Consider the following 19,465-nt stretch of genomic DNA (forward strand, 5'->3'; position numbering starts at 1 on the left):
AGCCTGTATAAATTAATAGTATATATGTCAAGTTGTTATCATTGTGGCGATGTTTGTGAGACAGAAATCATACATCAAGAAAAATCTTTTTGCTGTCACGGCTGTAAGACTGTCTTTGATATCTTAAATGATAATGACCTCACCTACTATTATGATATTGAGCGTGCTCCAGGTATATCTCCATTAGATCAAGAAGCAAAGTTTGACTTTTTAGACAATAAAGATATAGTAGCAAAGCTCATAGAGTTTGATGAGCAAGACACTCAGGTTGTCTCTTTATTGATAACTTCTATACACTGCAGTTCTTGCATTTGGGTTCTTGAGAATCTCAATAAACTTAATGCGGCAGTAAAGACGGCACAAGTAAATTTTCCAGAAAAGACCGTTCGTATTACATATAATTCATCAGAGATTACACTTAAAGATCTGGCTATACTTTTATCAAGAATAGGGTATGAGCCATATATCTCGCTAGAGGACGCAACAGAGAAGAATACAACGGTAGATAGAAGCCTTATCTATAAACTTGGTGTTGCTGGCTTTGCCTTTGGTAATATTATGTTCTTATCCTTTCCAGAGTATTTTGAGGTAGGTGAGTTCTGGTTAGATAAGTTTAAGTACGTTTTTAGATGGTTGATGTTCCTCTTTGCTCTGCCGGTAGTTTTTTATTCTGGGCGTGATTATTTTATATCTGCATATAAAGGATTACGATCTAAAGTTTTAAATATAGATGTACCTATAGCCATAGGTATTACGGTACTATTTGTAAGGTCAAGTGTTGAGATTATGATGGACTGGGGTACTGGCTTTTTTGACAGTATGGCCGGGCTCGTTTTCTTTTTATTATTGGGGAGATTTTTCCAGCAGAAAACGTATGCCTTTCTATCATTTGAGAGAGATTATAAATCTTACTTTCCTATTGCTGTTACTAGACTTACAAAACAAGTTCAAGATAAAGCCGAAAATTCAGTTACTCACGACCGTAACGAGCAAGACCAGTCTAAGGTTATAGAAGAGCAAGCACAAGTCTATGAGCTCAAGACTAAGGATCGCATACTTATAAGAAATGGAGAGCTTTTACCGGTAGATGCTATTCTTATTAAAGGAAATGCTCTTATAGACTATAGTTTTGTGACGGGGGAAGCAGCTCCAGTTACAAAGCAATCTGGTGATCAACTTTTTGCTGGAGGGAGACAGCAAGCAGGTCCTATCGAGGTTGAGGTGCTCAAGCCTGTGGAGCAGAGCTACCTTACTCAGTTATGGTCTAATGAGATCTTTAGTTCAAAAAATCAAAGTCCGTTTGAAAATCTAACAGACCGTATAAGTAGGAGGTTCACCATATCACTACTTGCTATAGCTGTTATTGCAACCTTAGTTTGGGTATTAATAGATATAAGTACAGCGCTTAATGTGTTTACAGCAGTGCTCATTGTTGCCTGTCCTTGTGCGATAGCTCTTGCTGCACCCTTTACACTAGGTAATTTACTGCGCATTTTTGGGCGTCATAAGCTATATATGAAAGATAGCTCAGTCATAGAACGTATGTCATACATAGACACCGTTGTTTTTGATAAAACAGGTACGCTCACAACAAGTGTAAAGAACACAATAACCTATGAAGGTATTGCACTTACTACACAAGAAAAATCACTTCTCACCAGCACACTTAGAGCTTCAAACCACCCTTTAAGTAGATCGCTATATGAACTATTAAATACCCACAATATCCAAACGTTGGATGAATATACAGAAGATGTAGGCCAGGGTATCACAGGGACAATAAACAACCATCAGATTAAGATAGGGTCTTACGGTTTTGTAAGTGATAATGGGGCTCATAAAACTGCACAACCACATACCCGTACTGCGGTTCATATAAGTACAGACAGTACGTATAAGGGGTGTTATTTATTTTATAATGACTACAGGTCTGGTGTACAAACCGTTTTTGATCAAATAGGTAAAAAAGCTAGGGTTATTATTCTCTCTGGTGATAATGATGGAGAGCGTGAGCATCTTGCAGAATTATTGCCACAAGATGCTACGTTACTATTTAATCAAAAGCCAGAAGACAAGTTACAATTCATAAAGTCCCTTCAAGATAGTAATCGCAAAGTATTGATGATAGGAGACGGTCTTAATGACGCAGGAGCTCTAGCACAAAGTGATGTAGGTATTTCTATATCAGAAAATATAAATGTCTTTTCTCCTGCTTGTGATGGTATACTAGACGCACAAAGATTTAAAGATATACCCACTTTTATGAGCTTATCACGTAAGGGAGTAGAGGTCATTAAATACGCCTTTATTTTCTCAATATTTTATAACCTCATAGGTCTAGGTTTTGCTGTGACAGGTAATCTAGCACCGGTGGTTGCAGCTATATTAATGCCGCTTAGTTCTATAAGTATCGTTGTATTTACGACGATAGCCACCTCAATTTTAGGTAAAAAACTTAAAACAAAATGATTACACATTTACACATCCCTTCGGTAGTAGGGACGTCTCATAATATAGGAATATTGCCTGTGTATACAGAGAGACAGCTTATAACTATGTTTTACAAATCTGTGCACCATAATGACCCACAAGAGGGTTTTGATAGCTGGTTAAGCGCTGTGCAAAATCAACTCTTAGTAGTAGAGCAATTACCATCTAGAGATCAATCTTTTTATCTAGAGGCTCACGGTGTCATTTTACAAGAATTTAAAACCACATTGCAAGCTATTACAAGATTTGAGCATCAGTTTATGATGAGTTGTCCTTGTGCTGTACAAGGGGCTGGAGTGCTGCTTTCATCGCTACAGAAAGTATCAAAAAGACTTCAAAAAGTGATTGTGTAAAAGGTGGGTGTAAGAGTTGTTTTACGCTTTCGCGAAAGCGCATTTAAAACTATTTAACAGTAACTGACATTTGTCATATTTCACCTTGAAGTTCACACGTAGTTTTACACCATAATCCTATCAGGTATGAGTATTATTTATATGCTTCTTGCAATAAGTGTGGTTGTCGCACTCATCTTTTTTGCAGCTTTTATATTGTCTGTAAAAAAAGGGCAATATGACGACACGTATACGCCATCTGTGCGTATGCTTTTTGAAGATGAGGTAATTACAACTAAGGCTTCTGAGAGTGATAATAAAGATCAAGCAAATTCAACCAATTTAAAACAGTAACCCATTTTTTTATGGAAATACAAAAATTCTATTACGATAATAAAATCGTACGTAAGTTTATAATCGCGACGATGTTTTGGGGCATTATAGGGATGAGTGTGGGGCTTCTTCTAGCTTTTATGTTTCTTTTTCCTAACCTTACAGACGGCATCTCTTGGTTAAGTTTTGGTCGTTTGCGTCCGTTGCATACTAATGCTGTGATTTTTGCCTTTGTAGGTAACGCTATTTTTGCGGGTGTTTATTACTCTACACAACGACTTCTCAAAGCTCGTATGTGGAAAGACTGGCTTAGTAATCTTAACTTCTGGGGATGGCAGGCTATCATTGTAGGTGCTGCAATCACGCTACCTTTAGGTTTTACTACCTCAAAGGAGTATGCAGAGCTAGAGTGGCCTTTTGACATTGCTATCGCATTAATTTGGGTCGCTTTTGGGGCAAACTTAATAGGTACTATTCTTAAAAGAAGACAGCGACACCTTTATGTGGCAATCTGGTTTTATTTAGGAACATTTGTAACAGTAGCGGTATTACATATTGTAAACAGTATGGAGCTGCCAGTAAGCGCGCTTAAGAGTTACTCTATGTATGCTGGGGTGCAAGATGCATTAGTACAGTGGTGGTATGGTCACAATGCGGTGGCTTTCTTTTTAACAACACCATTTTTAGGTCTTATGTACTACTTTGTGCCTAAGGCGGCAAATAGACCGGTATATTCATACAGATTATCTATTGTACACTTCTGGTCTCTTATTTTTATTTACATCTGGGCAGGGCCACACCACCTGCTATATTCTGCACTACCAGACTGGGCACAAAACTTAGGAGTAGCCTTCTCTATTATGCTTATTGCTCCATCTTGGGGAGGTATGATTAATGGACTACTCACACTAAGAGGGGCTTGGGATAAAGTACGTACAGATCCTGTTCTTAAGTTTATGGTAGTAGCAATTACAGGCTACGGTATGGCAACCTTTGAGGGGCCTATGTTATCGCTTAAAAATGTAAACGCAATCGCTCACTTTAGTGACTGGGTTATAGCACACGTGCACGTAGGAGCACTTGCTTGGAATGGCTTCTTAACATTTGGTATGGTATACTGGATGGTGCCTAGGTTATTTAAAACTACACTGTGGTCTACTAAGCTTGCAAACGTACACTTCTGGGTAGGTACATTAGGTATTATACTTTATGCTTTACCTATGTATGTTGCTGGTTTTGTACAAGCATCTATGTGGAAACAATTTAATCCAGATGGTACACTTACGTACGGTAACTTTCTTGAGACAGTGAGTGAGATCATCCCGATGTACTGGATGCGTGCTATAGGAGGAAGTATGTTTATAGTAGGAGCGCTTATAGGAGTGTATAACTTAATAATGACAGCACGCTCGGGTAATGAAGTAACAGATGAGCTTGCAGAGGCTGCACCACTTCAAAAAGTAACTAGAAAACGTACCTCAAAAGAGGGATACCACACTTGGTTAGAAAGACGCCCGGTAAAACTTACCATTTTTGCAACTATTGCCATCCTTATAGGTGGTATGGTACAAATTATACCGTCACTTATGGTAGATGATTATGTACCTGTAATCTCAAGTGTAAAACCATACACACCACTAGAACTAGAGGGTAGAGATATTTATATACGAGAGAGCTGTGTATCGTGTCACTCACAAATGATACGACCTTTTAGAAGTGAGGTAGAGCGTTATGGTGAGTACTCAAAGGCAGGAGAGTATGTGTATGATCATCCATTTTTATGGGGAAGTAAACGTACGGGGCCAGACCTTATGCGTGTAGGTGGTAAGTATAGTGACAACTGGCACTTAAACCACTTTTACGATCCGCAGAGTACATCGTCAGGTTCAATAATGCCATCTTATAAATGGCTTATTAAAAATGAGTTAGATAAAGATCTTACAGAAAAGAAAATGGAAGCAATGGTCACGCTAGGTGTACCCTATACTCAAGAGGAGATAGATAATGCACAAGAGCTTATGACAGCACAAGGAACGCAAATAGAGAAAAATCTTTATGCAGATCCAGACTTTGCAAACACCTATGAAGCAGACAAAAAATATGCCGAAGAGAATGGACTAGATTTTATCGAGATGCGCAATCGTGAAGTGGTAGCTCTTATAGCTTACATACAACGATTAGGAACAGATATAAAAGTTAAAAACACAGACGGTACAACAACCATCATAAACGACTAAGCGATGTTAAAATTTGTAAAAGGAAATCTAGAAAATATTGATGGGGTTGAAATATACCCTATCATCTCACTACTTATATTCTTTGTCTTCTTTGCAGCCCTTTTTTGGTGGGTGTTTACAGCAAAGAAGAGCCACATAGCAGAGGTGAGCAACATACCACTTAACGACAATACACTTAATTCAAATAATTAAATCTATGAGAACAGTAGCATCATTTTTAAGAATCTTAGGCTTCTCGATACTGGGTTATTTTATCATAGATATTGCAGGGTCTACTGGAGATATATCTATCTTTTTACAAGAACCTTGGATCTGGGCTGTACTAGGAGTAATCATCCTTTTTTATACCGCTGGTGAGATAAGTATAGAGGCCCTAAGAAGTATTCTCTATAAAAGCCTCAAGCCAGACGCACAAAAAGTATATGATAAAGAGGCAGCTCTTGCAAAAAAAAACCAGTTTAAGTGGTTTAAGGAGAAGTATAAAGCCTCTTTAGGAAGTAAAGCAGTAGAGGATGAGCACGAGATAATACTTGACCATAATTATGATGGGATCAAGGAGCTTGATAATAATTTACCGCCTTGGTGGGTATATATGTTTTATGCAACGATTGTCTTTGCGGTAATATACCTAGTGCGATTTGAAGTGTTTAACGACTATGATCAAGAAGAAGAATATCAGGTTGCGGTTGCAGAGGCAAAAGCAGAAATAGAAGAATGGAAAAAAACAGCTAAGGATCTTGTAGATATTAATACAGTAACACTACTTACAGATGCTAGTGATATAAATGCTGGTAAAGCCATTTTTACAAATAACTGTATTGCCTGTCATAAAGCAGATGGTGGAGGAGGTATAGGTCCTAACCTTACAGATCAACACTGGATTCTAGGTGGAGGTATAAAAAATGTATTTAAAACCATTTCAGAAGGTGGTCGTGATGGTAAGGGTATGATCTCTTGGAAATCAGAACTTAAACCTGCAGAAATGGCTCAAGTAGCCAGCTTTGTACTCTCATTACAGGGTACTACTCCGGCAGAGCCTAAGCAAGCAGAAGGTGAGATCTGGATAGACCCAGACGCAGCACCTACACCTGTAAAAGAAGTAGACTCTCTAGTGGTAGAAGAGATTACAGTAGCAGTAAGTAATTAGTAAAAACAAGCACCTTATAATACCCCAGTATGGCAGAGCAAGGACAAGATAACTTTAGAGACACTATAGGTACTCTTAATGAGGAGGGTAAACGTGCTTGGGTTTTTCCTAAAAAGCCAGACGGTAAGTGGTATGAGTACCGCAAGTATGTAAGCTATGTATTGCTCTTATTTTTATTTAGTGCGCCTTTTATTAAAATAGGTGGTAACCAGTTTTTGATGTTTAATGTATTAGAGCGTCGCTTTAATATTTTTGGCTACCCATTTTGGCCACAAGATTTTCACCTGTTTGTAATTATGATGATTATTGGGGTGGTTTTTGTGATTTTGTTTACCGTTGCCTTTGGTAGATTATTTTGTGGCTGGGTATGCCCACAGACCATATTTATGGAAATGGTTTTTCGTCGTATTGAGTACTGGATAGATGGTGATAGAGGGAAACAAATACGACTTAAAAAAATGCCGTGGACAAAGGAGAAAATAAAAAAAAGAGCCCTTAAGTGGTCTATATTTTTTATCATCTCTTTTCTTATAGCAAATGTATTTCTTGCCTATCTCATAGGCAGTGACCAGCTTATAAGATATATCACAGATGGACCGTCTAAGCATATAAGCACACTAGTATCATTACTTATTTTTACGGGTGTATTCTATTTCATATTTGCGTGGTTTAGAGAGCAAGTATGTATTATCGCTTGTCCTTATGGTCGTCTACAAGGTGTACTGCTAGATAATAAATCTATTGTAGTGGCTTATGATCACAAACGAGGAGAAAAGGAAGAAGGTCGCGCAAAATTTAAAAAAAATGAAGAACGCGCCACTACGGGTAAAGGTGATTGTATAGACTGTTTTGCCTGTGTACACGTATGTCCTACAGGTATAGATATACGTAATGGCACCCAGCTAGAGTGTGTAAACTGTACTGCTTGTATAGACGCCTGTGACCATATGATGGAGGCTGTAAATCTTCCCACAGGGCTTATACGCTATGCAAGTGAAGATAATATTGAGAAAAAAGAAAAGTTCAAATTTACATCTAGGCTCAAAGGCTATACAGCTGTATTAGGTATTCTCATAGCGGTACTTATAGGGATGCTCTTTTTACGTAACGATGTAGAGGCACGTATCTTAAGATTACCAGGGCAACTTTATGAGCACAAGGCAGATAATATGATAAGCAATGTGTACACCTTTAAGCTAGTTAATAAAACCATAGAAGATATAAATGATGTGCACTTTAAACTTGCTTCTCACAAAGGGACTATAAAGGTTGTCTCAGGCAATTTTTTTGATATAAGCGGTCAAGGTCTTGCAGAAGGCACATTGTTTATTGAGATAAATGCAAGCGCTATTAAGAGTGATAAAGAACAACTAGAGGTTGAGGTGTATAGCGGTGATGAGCTTATAGAGACAACGGTTACCTCATTTTTAGGACCAAGAACGTATAGATAGTATAACGCTTTCGCGAAAGCAAAAAAAGAACAATTATGAAGTGGAACTGGGGAAAAGGTATTGTAGTGGGAATGATCTCATTTATGGCTTTCATACTATATATGGTCATCACAATGAGTACAGATAAGAAGTATAGTCACGATCTGGTAACCGAAGAGTATTATGCAAAAGAAATGAAGTATCAAACCGAAATAGATGCCGAAACTAATGCAAATCTTCTTGAAGGTAAAATTAATGGAATACCTACTCCAGAGGGATGGTTACTTACATTTCCAGCATCTATAGATGCTAGTTCTATAAAGGGTACTGTCTTCTTATATAGACCGTCTAATGAGCTGTTAGATTTTGAAATGCCGCTTGCTATCACAGGTGGTAAACAGCTTATACCAGATCATAAACTCATTGCTGGAAGATGGAATATCAGAATCACCTGGAGTGATGGTGATCAAGAGTATATGTATAAAAAATCAATAAGTTATTAAATGCTTTGGTCTGCACTCATATTCGGTTTATTAGGGAGTTTTCACTGTGTAGGGATGTGTGGGCCTATTGCGTTTATGTTACCTGTAGATCGTAAAAACCCCGTAAAGCGTTTTTTTCAATTATCAAGTTATCACGCAGGAAGAATTCTCACCTACAGCGTGATAGGTCTCATTTTTGGAGTAGTGGGGAAGAGTCTTAACCTCTTTGGTTTTCAGCAAAATTTGTCTATTGCTATCGGTGTTTTAATGATCGCGGTAATACTTATTCCTTCACGATTTTTAAGTAAGTATAGCATTTCAAAACCTATATATAAACTAGTGGGAAAAGTAAAAAGTAATATGGGAGCTGCGCTTAAAAAGAAAGATCCAGCAACGTTTTTTACCATCGGGTATCTTAATGGGTTGTTGCCTTGTGGACTTGTGTATATGGCAGTTTTTGGAGCGCTGGCTTCTGGAGATGCTTTACAGGGTGGTCTTTATATGGCCATTTTTGGACTAGGGACCATACCACTTATGACAACAGCTATTTACTTAGGTAACTTTTTAAAAGGAACGATTAAACAGCGCATAGTAAAAGCGATTCCTGTATTTGTACTTATAATAGGTGTGCTGTTTATACTGCGTGGTTTGGGCTTAGGGATTCCTTATATCTCTCCCTCAGAAAATGTGCTTATAGAAAAAATAGCCGCGCAGCACGCGTGTCACTAAGAGCTATTACTAAACATAGATTTTTTTACAACCTCTAAACTTTAAACTTATGAAAAATTCATTATTACTACTCGTAGACTGGGGAATGGGAGCAATGATTATAGGCGTTTTCGCCGTGGTGTGTATTGCGATGGTACTTATCGTATATAGTATGTCTCGCAACGGTAAATCTGCTACAAACCAAGAAGAAGATGATACAAAGAATGGGTAGTATAGTGGGCGCTTTATGTACCCGAGTAGTCTATAAAATGATAGATGTGCGCATTGCTTTAATGTTTATTAAAGTCTAAGGAGGTGCTTAGGTTTAGAACGCTTTCGCGAAAGCGTTATTAAAAAAAACAAAAAAGGAGAAATCATCTCAATAGGTGATTCCTCCTTTTTTCATTATTGTGACTTATAGGTTATACGGTCATAGAGAATAATTGTGTCTCTGGTTTTTTGCGCTGCAGGCGTAGGTCAAATGGTAGACATATGTTACGTACAAAAGGTCTTCCTTTTTCTGTAACTTGTATACTAGTATTATCTATGATTACCAATCCGTCATTTTCAAGTTCTTTAAGCTTTATAAGTACATCCGGTATTTCTGGGAAATGTAGTTTTTGATCTGTCCACGAGGTTTTAAACTCACACATTAAGTTAAGAATATGCTGTCTTATGGTGAGGTCTTCATCTGTAAGTAAATGCCCTCTGAAGATAGGAAGAATACCGTCTTCCACTAGCTGCTGGTACTCCTCAATATTTTTTACATTTTGAGCAAAGCTGTACCAGCTATCACTTATAGCAGATACACCTAGACCTATCATTACTTGTGTCTTACTGGAGGTGTACCCCATAAAATTGCGATGTATTTTACCTTCTTGTTGTGCAGTGTGTAAGCTGTCTTTTTTTAAGGAAAAATGATCCATACCTATCTCTACATAACCTGCCTCTACAAGCATTTTTTTGCCTATCTCATATTGCTTTCTCTTTTGCTCTGCAGAGGGTAAATCTGTATCAGAAAAGCCACGCTGGCCGTTACCTTTCATCCACGGTACGTGCGCATAGCTATAAAATGCGATGCGGTCTGGACGTAAGCGTGTGGTCTGTGAGATGGTAAAAATCACATCATCTTGCGTTTGGAATGGTAAGCCATATATAATATCGTGACCTACAGAGCTGTATCCTACTTCTCTTGCGGCTGTGGTTGCCGTTTTTACATTATGATATGGCTGTACTCTGTTAATAGCTTTTTGAACAGTTTCATTATAATCTTGTACACCGTAGCAAACTCTGGTAAAGCCTTGTTTATGTAATATTTCAAGATGTTTTTTTGTGGTATTGTTAGGATGTCCTTCAAAACTTAGCTCAAACTCTGTGGCTTTGTTGGTGAGGCTAAAGACTCCATCTAGTAGTCTATCCAAGTGCTCTGGAGAGAAGAAAGTAGGGGTGCCACCACCTAGATGTAATTGCTTAACTAGTGGAGTACTACCTAAAAGTTTTACATAAAGTGTGAGCTCTTTGAGTACAGATTGTATGTAAGGAATCTCTACACTGTGATTTTTTGTAATGCGCTTATTACAACCACAAAAGGTGCACATACTCTGGCAAAAAGGAAGGTGTATATATAAGCTTATACCTTCTGTAGCGTTACTCTCATTAAAACTTTTTACAAAGGTCTCTTTCCACCCTTTGAGAGTAAATTGTTTTTTGTCCCAGTAGGGTACTGTAGGGTAACTGGTGTATCTAGGTCCTGCTACGTTATATTTTGAAATAAGAGTGCACATCTATTTTTGGTTTTTTTCAAAAATAGGAGGAGCACAATACTTGATTTATGACAAATATCATAAACCCGTTTTTTGTGTAAAGGAAACTCTAGTAGTGATAAACCTAGATATGCTTTAAAGCAAAAAAACAGTTACATAAAAATGTAACTGTTCCTTATACTTAGTAGCGAGAGGGGGGCACGATCCCCCGACCTCCGGGTTATGAATCCGACGCTCTAACCAACTGAGCTACCTCGCCATCTTACTTAGATTTTTAAATTACTGGTTAAGTAAATTTATGTTTTTAAAGATAAAACTATAAAAGCATCTGTCTAAGCGGGTGCAAATATAAAATATAATAGCGGTAGTGCAAACCTCTTTCTCAAATAAAATTAATTTAATTGCTTTGTTGTAGACTTTAATATCAATATATTGTCGTTTATAATTATAAGTTTATATGAGCGATAAAAAGAAATATGTGATAGAGTTTGTTGTAAGAGCGTCTCCTTCACTATTATACCAATATATGGCAACACCATCAGGAATGAGTGAGTGGTTTGCAGATAACGTAAATTCTAGAGGTGAGTTTTACACTTTTATCTGGGATGGAAGTGAAGAAAAAGCTAAGCTTTTAAGTAAAAAGAGTGGAGAGTACATAAAATTTCAATGGCTAGATGACGAGGGAGAGGAGTATTTCTTCCAGTTACGTATTCAAGTAGACGAGATTACAAAAGATGTATCTCTTATGATTACAGATTATGCCGAAGAAGATGAAATAGATGAAGGTAAAATGTTTTGGGAAAATCAAATTTCAGAACTGAAACAAGTAATAGGCTCAGTTTAACTAGTGTCTAATTAATATCTTTGCACCGCCTTACAATAGGCGGTTTTTTTATGATTAATCACAACGGAACAATATCGGCAGTAACAGAAGCTAGGCTTGACCCATTTAATAGAGGTTTTCTCTATGGTGATGGACTCTTTGAAACTATAAAAGCAGTAAATGGTAAACTTCTCTTTTGGGAAGATCATTACTTCAGGCTTATGGCCTCTATGCGCATCTTGCGTATGGATATCCCTATGAAGTTTACACCAGAGTACCTAGAAGAACAGCTCAAAAGCACGATAGACGCCGCCGGATTACTCAATGAGACAGCTCGAGTACGTATTACAGTCTATAGATCTGGAGGCGGCACTTATCTCCCAGAAGAGAGAGGTGTGGGGTTTTACGCTTTCGCGAAAGCGCACTCAGAACCATTTTATCTTCTCAAAGATGCTCCATATGAAGTTGAGCTATACAAAGACCACTACATAAGTGCAGATCTTATTTCTACACTTAAAACGACTAATAAAATCGTGCACGTGACAGGTAGTATTTATGCGCAAGAAAATGGTTATGATAACTGCCTGCTGGTAAATAGTGATAAAAATATTGCAGAGGCATTACAGGGTAATCTCTTTCTTGTAAAGGGTACAACTATAAAAACTCCACCGCTTGCCGATGGTTGTTTACGTGGTATTATAAGAAAACAATTAATGGGTATTATTGAGCTTATGGATGAGTATACGCTAGAAGAAGCGTCTATCTCTCCTTTTGAACTGCAAAAGGCAGATGAGCTTTTTATAACAAATACGATTAAGGGTATACAGCCTATAACAAAGTACCGTAAGAAACAGTATACAACAAATACTGCAGCGGCATTGCTTAAAAAATTAAACGTAAAAGCTCGCTTAGGCTAGTTATATTGAGGATTTGCAGGAGCATTAGACCATAATGCATAAGATCCACCCAGTTCTCTCAACTTATCACTCCATAATGCAAGGTGATCGCTCTTAAGGAGTTCTTTACATAAATCATTGTTTGTGATAACCCAACTGTGCTCACTTATTTCTTGATCAAGTTGTTTACTTCCCCAGCCACTGTAACCTAAAAAGAATTTTATGTTATCGCAGCTTATTTTTTTTGCGAGTATAAGATCTACAGCACGTTGAAAGTCACCTCCCCAGAATATTCCAGAAGAGATCTCTTGACTTCCTTCAATAAGCTCTGGCGCTGTGTGTAGAAAGTATAAATTTTCTTGCTCTACAGGACCTCCATTATAGATGGGCATCTCGCAATCTTCCATTCCTTCTATTAAATCTGCTAGGGTAATATCTAGAGGTTTGTTAAGTATAAAACCTACAGATCCCTCTTCATTATGGTCTGCTAGTAAAATTACAGATCTGGTGAAAGAAACATCTCCAAGTACGGATGGCTCGGCAACTAATAATTGTCCTTTGGTCGGTAGTTTAGTCATATTTATCGCCTTTTGTATACTAAAGCTACCTATTTTTTATAGCAATACAAATTATTTGTCATTAAAAAATAGTTACATAAAATTTGTTTTTAAGGTATTGAAAATCAATAAAATACAATTTTTGGAATCAAAAATTTGTTCTTGATAACTATTTATTAAACTATGCACACATAGTATAACGGTGTTAAAAGAGCGATTTTTATTAGGTTAAAACCTAATAATGTCTACTCATACTAGCGTTAAGAGTGGACTTCAATAGCTATTTTTACGATAAAAATTGACTTTTGAAAGCAAGCTATAAAAAACATATACTAGAGTTTAAAAGACCTAGTGGCACCTCTAGAGGTGTATTAAGCACAAAAGAGACCTGGTATTTAATTATACAAGATGGTAACAATTATGGTGTAGGGGAGTGCGGTATTTTAAGGGGTCTTAGTTATGATGATGTTCCAGAATATGAGTCTATGCTTAAATGGACGTGTGATCACATCTCACAGGGTCCAGATAAATTATGGGAAGCACTAAGAGATTTTCCCAGTATACAAGCTGGTGTAGAAATGGCATTTATGTCTCTTAAATCACAAAATCCTTATGATATATATCGCTCGTCATTTACAAGAGGTGAAGAAGCAATCTCCATTAATGGCTTGGTGTGGATGGGAGATGAGTCCTTTATGCGTGAGCAAGTCTCAGAAAAAATAGCACAAGGTTTCAATTGCATTAAAATGAAGATAGGAGCGATAGATTTTAAAGAAGAGCTAGCTATCCTATCTGCCATACGTAAAGATCACAGTGCAAGTAAGCTTACATTAAGAGTAGATGCAAATGGAGGTTTTACAAAGGAAACGGTTCAAAGTGTATTAGAAGAACTTGCAGCTCTTGAGATACACTCTATTGAGCAACCTATCGCTACAAAGCAATGGGATGATATGGCTGCACTCTGTGCAAGTACGCCAGTACCTATCGCACTAGATGAAGAGTTAATAGGTGTAACAAAGCTTGAAGATAAGCACAAGGTGCTAGATAGTATTAAGCCACAATATATAATTTTAAAACCTAGCTTTGTAGGAGGATTTAAAGGAAGCGAGGAGTGGATAGAAGCTGCAAATAATCGCGACATAGGCTGGTGGATAACCTCTGCTCTTGAGAGTAATATAGGGCTTAATGCCATAGCCCAGTGGACGTATAAGCTAGGTGCGCAAGGACCTCAAGGTCTAGGCACGGGGAGCCTATTTACAAATAATATATCTTCGCCACTAGAAGTAACAAACGGGACCTTAAAAATGAACCCTGAGCTATCTTGGGATTTTAAAATATAATTTATGTTTATAGAACAAGCCTATAAAGGAGAAAACGAAACTTGGAAATTTGTCATAACCTGCATACTTACAATGGGTATTTTTATATCAAACCTGTTGTTTTTCCTTTTTGTAGATGTAGACCCGCAAGCTGCGATGGATGATATGATGAGACTTTTTAAGTCAAAAAACTTATTGCTCGCATTTAATCTTGCCGTATTTATTCCCATTCTGGCAGTGCTCTTTTTACTGGTGTGGGCACTACATAAACGCAGTATATTAAGCTTAACAACAGCAAGAAAGAAAGTAGACTGGAGTCGTATACAGTTTAGCTTTATGATGGTGTTTATTTATACAGTGGTAAGTTTTGGGATTGTATATTATATGACACCAGAAGATTATGTATTACAGTTTGATAGTTCTAAGTTTGGTATACTTGTTCTTATAGGTTTAGTGTTTTTTCCTTTTCAGATAGGTCTAGAGGAGTACCTTTTTAGAGGGTATGTGATGCAACAAGTAGGTATAATGGCGCGCAATAGGTGGTTCCCACTTGTATTGACATCGGTACTTTTTGGTATTTTTCATTGGGCAAATCCAGAAGTGGCAGAGCTGGGGGCAATCACTATGGTCTTCTACATAGGTACTGGCTTGCTATTAGGTATAATGACACTTATGGATGATGGTATGGAGTTAGCTCTAGGTTTTCATTTTGGTAATAACTTACTAGCAGCAACATTACTTACCTATGAGTACTCAGCATTGCAAACAGATGCTATTTTTAAATCTGTAGGTCAGGCAGATACGGGTGTGGAGCTCGTACTACCAGTACTTATAGTCTACCCTATATTTCTTTTCATACTAGCCAAAAAATATAAATGGTCTAACTGGAAAGAAAAATTAACAGGTGCAGTACATCCACCAGCCACTAGTATTTCATAATTTAATACAAGGTTTACATCTTACTAACTTATATTTTACAAGTAAGACTTATTTTTAATGCATATGTTATATGCAACAGATAGACATAAATTTTTGCACCCTAAGTTTAAACTTAACGGATCTTCTCATACTAAGGCCACGCTCAAGGCGCAGGCCTATGGTTTTATAAAAGAAGGAGAACCTTATGAGGAGTCTGTAGGCGAGTTTTTACTAGAGTGGCTTGATAAAAAGAAGTACGTAACCGTACAAACTTCTGGTTCTACTGGTGACCCTAAGCCTATTAAAATAGATAAGCTTCATATGATTAATAGTGCTAGAGCTACGGCAAAGCACTTTGATGTTTATGAAAAAACCACAGCTCTTTTATGTTTGCCAGCACATTATATAGCAGGTAAAATGATGCTTGTACGAGCAATGGTTTTAGGCTGGCGTATTGATATGGCACAACCTAAGTCAAATCCGTTAGATAATATTTATAGGAGATACGACTTTTGTGCAATGACACCTTTTCAACTAGATAACTCCCTGTCTAGATTGCATCTGCTCTCAAAACTCATTGTAGGTGGAGGAGCAATTTCACCAGCGCTTAAAAGTAGAGTGCAGGGACTCGCAACAAAGATTTATGAAACTTACGGAATGACAGAAACCGTAACTCATATAGCCGCGAGGCGTGTCAACTCAAAAAAGAATAAAGACAGCCTTATACCTTTTAAAGTACTAGATAAAGTAACTATAGAGGCAGATGAGCGCAGTTGCTTAGTAATAAAAGCACCGTACGTGAGCTCAGATCCTGTGGTGACTAATGATATTGTAAAAATTATAACCTATAAAAAATTTATCTGGCTAGGTCGCATAGATAATGTCATTAACAGTGGTGGTGTTAAATTACATCCAGAGCAAGTAGAAGGAAAACTAGCTACCTATATAGATGTACCTTACTTCATTACAGGTATGCCAGATGATCGTCTGGGAGAACAGTTAGTTCTCTTTGTAGAGCAAGAAGAACCATACGATTTTCACATTAGTGAAGAAGATATGAAGGTGTTTAAGCCTTATGAGTTTCCTCGTAAAATTATTTCGGTTCCTCAATTTCAGCGCACTAGTACTGGTAAAATTCAGCGAGGTCAGACCTTAACAAAATACCTAGATACGATATAGGTTTTAAGTACGCTTTCGCGAAAGCGTAATCACATTCATACCACTTTACTCAACACAAAGGCTCGTTTACTCATTACTAATAGGGTGTAAATTACATTTGAGATAAGTTTATACTGAATTTAAAACCAAGCAAGTATGAAATATCTAGCACAGGCAGTAGTCCTTTTTGTAATGATGCAAATGACTGCGCAGACTCAAGATCAAACCCAAACAACTGTACTCAAAGCCGAACAATTAATCACCTATGCGGCAGATAATTATCCGGCAGATGATCCGGTTCAGGTTTATATACTTGTAGAGACGGGCAGTGCAGGTATACATCAAGATCACAAATTTTATATTGAGCAAGGTGTAAAACTACTCACAAAGAGACTTGAGCCAGAAGATAAAATTGCTATAGGAACCTATGGTGCTGTTAGTGCAGTTGTGTTACCGTTTACAGAGGTAAGTGTAAGCAAAGTGATAGAGGAAGGCGTGCAGAAGCTGTTTTCTGGCGCATTTAAAGAGGTTAGTGGGGCAGATGGTATAGCACTGGCATATGATCTTACAGAAGCAAATTATGATGAAGATGTAGTGAGTAACGTGATAATGATACGTGGTAGTGGCGTACATCAAGAGCCAGCACAAGCAAAGTCTGTTACTAGCGTTTATAAAAAAGTAAGTGAGACAAATCTTGTAGCACAAGAGGTTGAGGTAGCCAAGGTTACAACAACCCCAAAAGAAGAGAGACAAGCGCAAAGAGCACAACGCAAGCAAGCAAAAGCAGCAGAGCACAAAAATCTAGGGGGTGCTATTGCACTCACGGCACTTACTATTTTGCCAGAAATTCTAGATGTAATTAAGGATTAGAAATAGTTAGGCATCATTATTGAAAAGAGAAAAGAAAAAATAAATATGCATATTTGCACAAAATATAGAACAATGAATTTTCGTTTATTCGCACTTATCTTTTTAATCGCTGGCTCGTCTACCATATATGCACAAAACCTCGGGAGTATACAGAGAGGGCAACGTGGGTACTCACCACCTGCAAGACAGCAAGACGCTGGAGAACCAGAAAAGCCAGACGTAAATTTACTTAGTATAGAACGTGCAGATATGTATCAAGAAATACTTGATATAGATGTCTTTACAAAAGAAGTGCTTAAAAGTTACCTCAAAGATTATTATACAGCCACAGTAGATATAGGGTATGATGAGAATCTCAAATTTGATGCAAAAAGAGAGCTTATTAATGCAGAGCGCAAAAAATTTGAAACGTCTTTAAAAGAAGTTTTTACAGAAGAGCAAGTAGAAAAAATCCTTACCGAAGAGGAGTTTGGTAAAGAAAAAAAGAAATACGATAAAGAGAAAAGACAAGAGAAGCGCAAGAAGAAAAAGCGTAAAAAGAATAAAGACGACGATGGTAAATAGTATTTATTAATCTCAGTTTATAAAAAGGAGCATTTTTTTTTAAATGCTCCTTTTTGTTTTTAGTACATTTAAGTCCATAAAACAGATCACCTTATGAGAAGATTAATAGTACTCGCTCTTTTATTTATAACAACCATTAGCACCAGTCAAGTTTTATCAGAAAGAGATAGAGCAACGGTAATAGATGAGGTGCTGGCAGATAGGTTTAATAACTTACTCCCTAAGCTTATGGATCGTGCAGATATAGATATGTGGGTGGTTATCTCTAGGGAGTATAATGAAGATCCGGTACTTAAAACAATGCTACCATCTACTTGGCTCAATGCACGTAGGAGAACAATCTTAGTTTTTTACAGAGATAAAGAGGCAAACACGATAGAAAAACTAGCAGTAGCTCGTTATAATGTGGGTAAAAATATTATCTCTGCCTGGGATAAAGAAAAGCAACCAGACCAGTGGCAGCGACTACTAGAGATTATAGAAAAACGTAACCCTTCTAAAATAGGTCTCAACTACTCAGATAATTATGGACTCGCAGATGGTATTGTAAAAACAGATTATGATGCTTTTATAAGTAGACTAACTCCTACACAACAAGCAAAAGTAGTCTCTGCAGAGCAGCTTGCCGTAGGCTGGTTAGAAACTCGTACTGCTCTAGAGGTAGGCTACTTTGAGCAGCTAGTAGATATAACACACGATATTATAAAAGATGCCTTTAGTGCAAAGGTTATAACGCCAGGCGTAACTAGTACAGATGATGTGGTGTGGTATTTAAGACAGCGCGTTACAGATATGGGACTTGAGACCTGGTTTCACCCTACGGTAGATATACAACGCTCAGAAGAGAAGCTAGAGAGTCACATCGTTTCTTTCTCAAACAGGCCAGAGGGTAAGATTATACAACAGGGAGATTTAATACATTGTGATTTTGGGATCACTTACTTGCGTCTCAATACAGACTGCCAGCAGCACGCTTATGTGCCAAAGGACGGTGAGTCAAAAGCGCCAGACTTCTTAATAAAAGCCTTTAAAGACGGTAATAAGATACAAGACATACTTACCTCAAATTTTGAAACGGGTAGATCTGGTAACGAGATTTTACTCGCTGCACTTAAAGAAGGTAAAGAAGCAGGCTTGAGACCATCTATTTATACGCATCCGCTAGGGATGTATGGTCACGCTGCGGGGCCTACTATAGGTATGTGGGATTCTCAAGGTGGTGTGCCCGGTACTGGTGATTACCCACTTTATGAAAATACGGGCTACGCCATAGAGCTTAACACGACGGTAAAAATACCAGAGTGGAATAAAGACATACGTATTATGCTAGAAGAAGCAGGCTTTTGGGGCGAAGACGGTTTTAGATACGTCTCTGGACGACAAGAAGAACTTATGCTTGTAGACTAGTTTTAAGTGCGCTTTCGAGAAAGCGTAGCAA

General features: G+C 37.6%; 20 protein-coding genes and 1 tRNA gene. 18 read left to right on the forward strand and 3 right to left on the reverse strand.

What is annotated here, in order from left to right; translation table 11 throughout:
- Window positions 1-24: 24 nt before the first annotated feature.
- The 10 genes from ABVM49_RS09125 (at window position 25) to ABVM49_RS09170 (ending at window position 9,391) form a co-directional block, all read left to right on the forward strand.
- Window positions 25-2,469, forward strand: coding sequence for a heavy metal translocating P-type ATPase (locus tag ABVM49_RS09125; RefSeq protein ID WP_405201592.1), 2,445 nt, complete (start codon window positions 25-27; stop codon window positions 2,467-2,469).
- On the forward strand, window positions 2,466-2,843 hold the full coding sequence (locus tag ABVM49_RS09130) for a hypothetical protein (protein ID WP_405201593.1): 378 nt from the start codon (window positions 2,466-2,468) through the stop codon (window positions 2,841-2,843). The genes ABVM49_RS09125 and ABVM49_RS09130 overlap by 4 nt, the downstream gene beginning before the upstream one ends.
- Window positions 2,844-2,969: 126 nt before the next feature.
- Window positions 2,970-3,176: a cbb3-type cytochrome oxidase assembly protein CcoS gene (gene ccoS, locus ABVM49_RS09135; RefSeq protein WP_021778532.1), complete on the forward strand. Its 207-nt coding sequence runs from the start codon at window positions 2,970-2,972 to the stop codon at window positions 3,174-3,176.
- A gap of 11 nt (window positions 3,177-3,187) precedes the next feature.
- The gene (gene ccoN, locus ABVM49_RS09140; RefSeq protein WP_021778533.1) at window positions 3,188-5,392 is read left to right on the forward strand and encodes a cytochrome-c oxidase, cbb3-type subunit I; all 2,205 of its coding nucleotides are present in this window, start codon (window positions 3,188-3,190) and stop codon (window positions 5,390-5,392) included.
- Between the two features lie 3 nt (window positions 5,393-5,395).
- Window positions 5,396-5,584 (forward strand): CcoQ/FixQ family Cbb3-type cytochrome c oxidase assembly chaperone, encoded by a 189-nt coding sequence (locus ABVM49_RS09145; protein ID WP_021778534.1) that lies wholly within the window; start codon window positions 5,396-5,398, stop codon window positions 5,582-5,584.
- Between the two features lie 4 nt (window positions 5,585-5,588).
- Window positions 5,589-6,539, forward strand: coding sequence for a cbb3-type cytochrome c oxidase N-terminal domain-containing protein (locus tag ABVM49_RS09150; RefSeq protein ID WP_405201594.1), 951 nt, complete (start codon window positions 5,589-5,591; stop codon window positions 6,537-6,539).
- Between the two features lie 29 nt (window positions 6,540-6,568).
- On the forward strand, window positions 6,569-7,990 hold the full coding sequence (ccoG, locus tag ABVM49_RS09155; protein WP_405201595.1) for a cytochrome c oxidase accessory protein CcoG: 1,422 nt from the start codon (window positions 6,569-6,571) through the stop codon (window positions 7,988-7,990).
- Between the two features lie 35 nt (window positions 7,991-8,025).
- Window positions 8,026-8,472: a FixH family protein gene (locus ABVM49_RS09160; protein ID WP_405201596.1), complete on the forward strand. Its 447-nt coding sequence runs from the start codon at window positions 8,026-8,028 to the stop codon at window positions 8,470-8,472.
- Window positions 8,473-9,180: a sulfite exporter TauE/SafE family protein gene (locus tag ABVM49_RS09165; RefSeq protein WP_405201597.1), complete on the forward strand. Its 708-nt coding sequence runs from the start codon at window positions 8,473-8,475 to the stop codon at window positions 9,178-9,180.
- Window positions 9,181-9,229: 49 nt separating this feature from the next.
- Window positions 9,230-9,391 carry a hypothetical protein gene (locus ABVM49_RS09170; protein ID WP_405201598.1) on the forward strand — a complete coding sequence of 54 codons (162 nt, stop codon included), beginning with the start codon at window positions 9,230-9,232 and terminating at the stop codon, window positions 9,389-9,391.
- 190 nt (window positions 9,392-9,581) lie between these two features.
- On the opposite strand, the gene hemN is transcribed toward ABVM49_RS09170, so the two are convergent.
- A complete protein-coding gene (gene hemN / locus ABVM49_RS09175; protein ID WP_405201599.1) occupies window positions 9,582-10,943 on the reverse strand; it encodes an oxygen-independent coproporphyrinogen III oxidase in 1,362 nt (453 codons plus the stop codon).
- Window positions 10,944-11,107: 164 nt separating this feature from the next.
- Window positions 11,108-11,181: transfer RNA gene (locus ABVM49_RS09180), tRNA-Met, on the reverse strand.
- 198 nt (window positions 11,182-11,379) lie between these two features.
- Here ABVM49_RS09180 and ABVM49_RS09185 point away from each other — a divergent pair.
- Window positions 11,380-11,766, forward strand: a complete 387-nt coding sequence (locus tag ABVM49_RS09185; protein ID WP_021778541.1) for an START-like domain-containing protein — start codon at window positions 11,380-11,382, stop codon at window positions 11,764-11,766.
- A gap of 50 nt (window positions 11,767-11,816) precedes the next feature.
- Complete coding sequence (locus ABVM49_RS09190) at window positions 11,817-12,662, forward strand: aminotransferase class IV (RefSeq protein WP_405201601.1); 846 nt, start codon at window positions 11,817-11,819, stop codon at window positions 12,660-12,662.
- Here ABVM49_RS09190 and ABVM49_RS09195 read toward each other — a convergent pair.
- The gene (locus ABVM49_RS09195) at window positions 12,659-13,219 is read right to left on the reverse strand and encodes a YqgE/AlgH family protein (protein ID WP_405201602.1); all 561 of its coding nucleotides are present in this window, start codon (window positions 13,217-13,219) and stop codon (window positions 12,659-12,661) included. The genes ABVM49_RS09190 and ABVM49_RS09195 overlap by 4 nt on opposite strands.
- A 284-nt stretch (window positions 13,220-13,503) precedes the next feature.
- Here ABVM49_RS09195 and ABVM49_RS09200 point away from each other — a divergent pair, with 284 nt between their 5' ends.
- The 6 genes from ABVM49_RS09200 (at window position 13,504) to ABVM49_RS09225 (ending at window position 19,434) form a co-directional block, all read left to right on the forward strand.
- Window positions 13,504-14,538, forward strand: coding sequence for an o-succinylbenzoate synthase (locus ABVM49_RS09200; RefSeq protein WP_405201603.1), 1,035 nt, complete (start codon window positions 13,504-13,506; stop codon window positions 14,536-14,538).
- 3 nt (window positions 14,539-14,541) lie between these two features.
- Entirely contained in the window at window positions 14,542-15,456 is a 915-nt protein-coding gene (locus tag ABVM49_RS09205) for a CPBP family intramembrane glutamic endopeptidase (RefSeq protein ID WP_405201604.1), read from the forward strand.
- Between the two features lie 57 nt (window positions 15,457-15,513).
- Window positions 15,514-16,614, forward strand: a complete 1,101-nt coding sequence (locus ABVM49_RS09210; protein WP_021778546.1) for an AMP-binding protein — start codon at window positions 15,514-15,516, stop codon at window positions 16,612-16,614.
- Window positions 16,615-16,749: 135 nt separating this feature from the next.
- Complete coding sequence (locus ABVM49_RS09215; RefSeq protein ID WP_405201606.1) at window positions 16,750-17,463, forward strand: hypothetical protein; 714 nt, start codon at window positions 16,750-16,752, stop codon at window positions 17,461-17,463.
- Window positions 17,464-17,535: 72 nt separating this feature from the next.
- On the forward strand, window positions 17,536-18,027 hold the full coding sequence (locus ABVM49_RS09220) for a hypothetical protein (RefSeq protein ID WP_035325148.1): 492 nt from the start codon (window positions 17,536-17,538) through the stop codon (window positions 18,025-18,027).
- Window positions 18,028-18,120: 93 nt separating this feature from the next.
- Complete coding sequence (locus ABVM49_RS09225) at window positions 18,121-19,434, forward strand: M24 family metallopeptidase (protein WP_405201607.1); 1,314 nt, start codon at window positions 18,121-18,123, stop codon at window positions 19,432-19,434.
- Window positions 19,435-19,465 lie beyond the last annotated feature (31 nt).

The organism is Dokdonia sp. LLG6352-1 (assembly GCF_045055815.1).
Taxonomy (GTDB): Bacteria; Bacteroidota; Bacteroidia; order Flavobacteriales; family Flavobacteriaceae; genus Dokdonia; species Dokdonia donghaensis.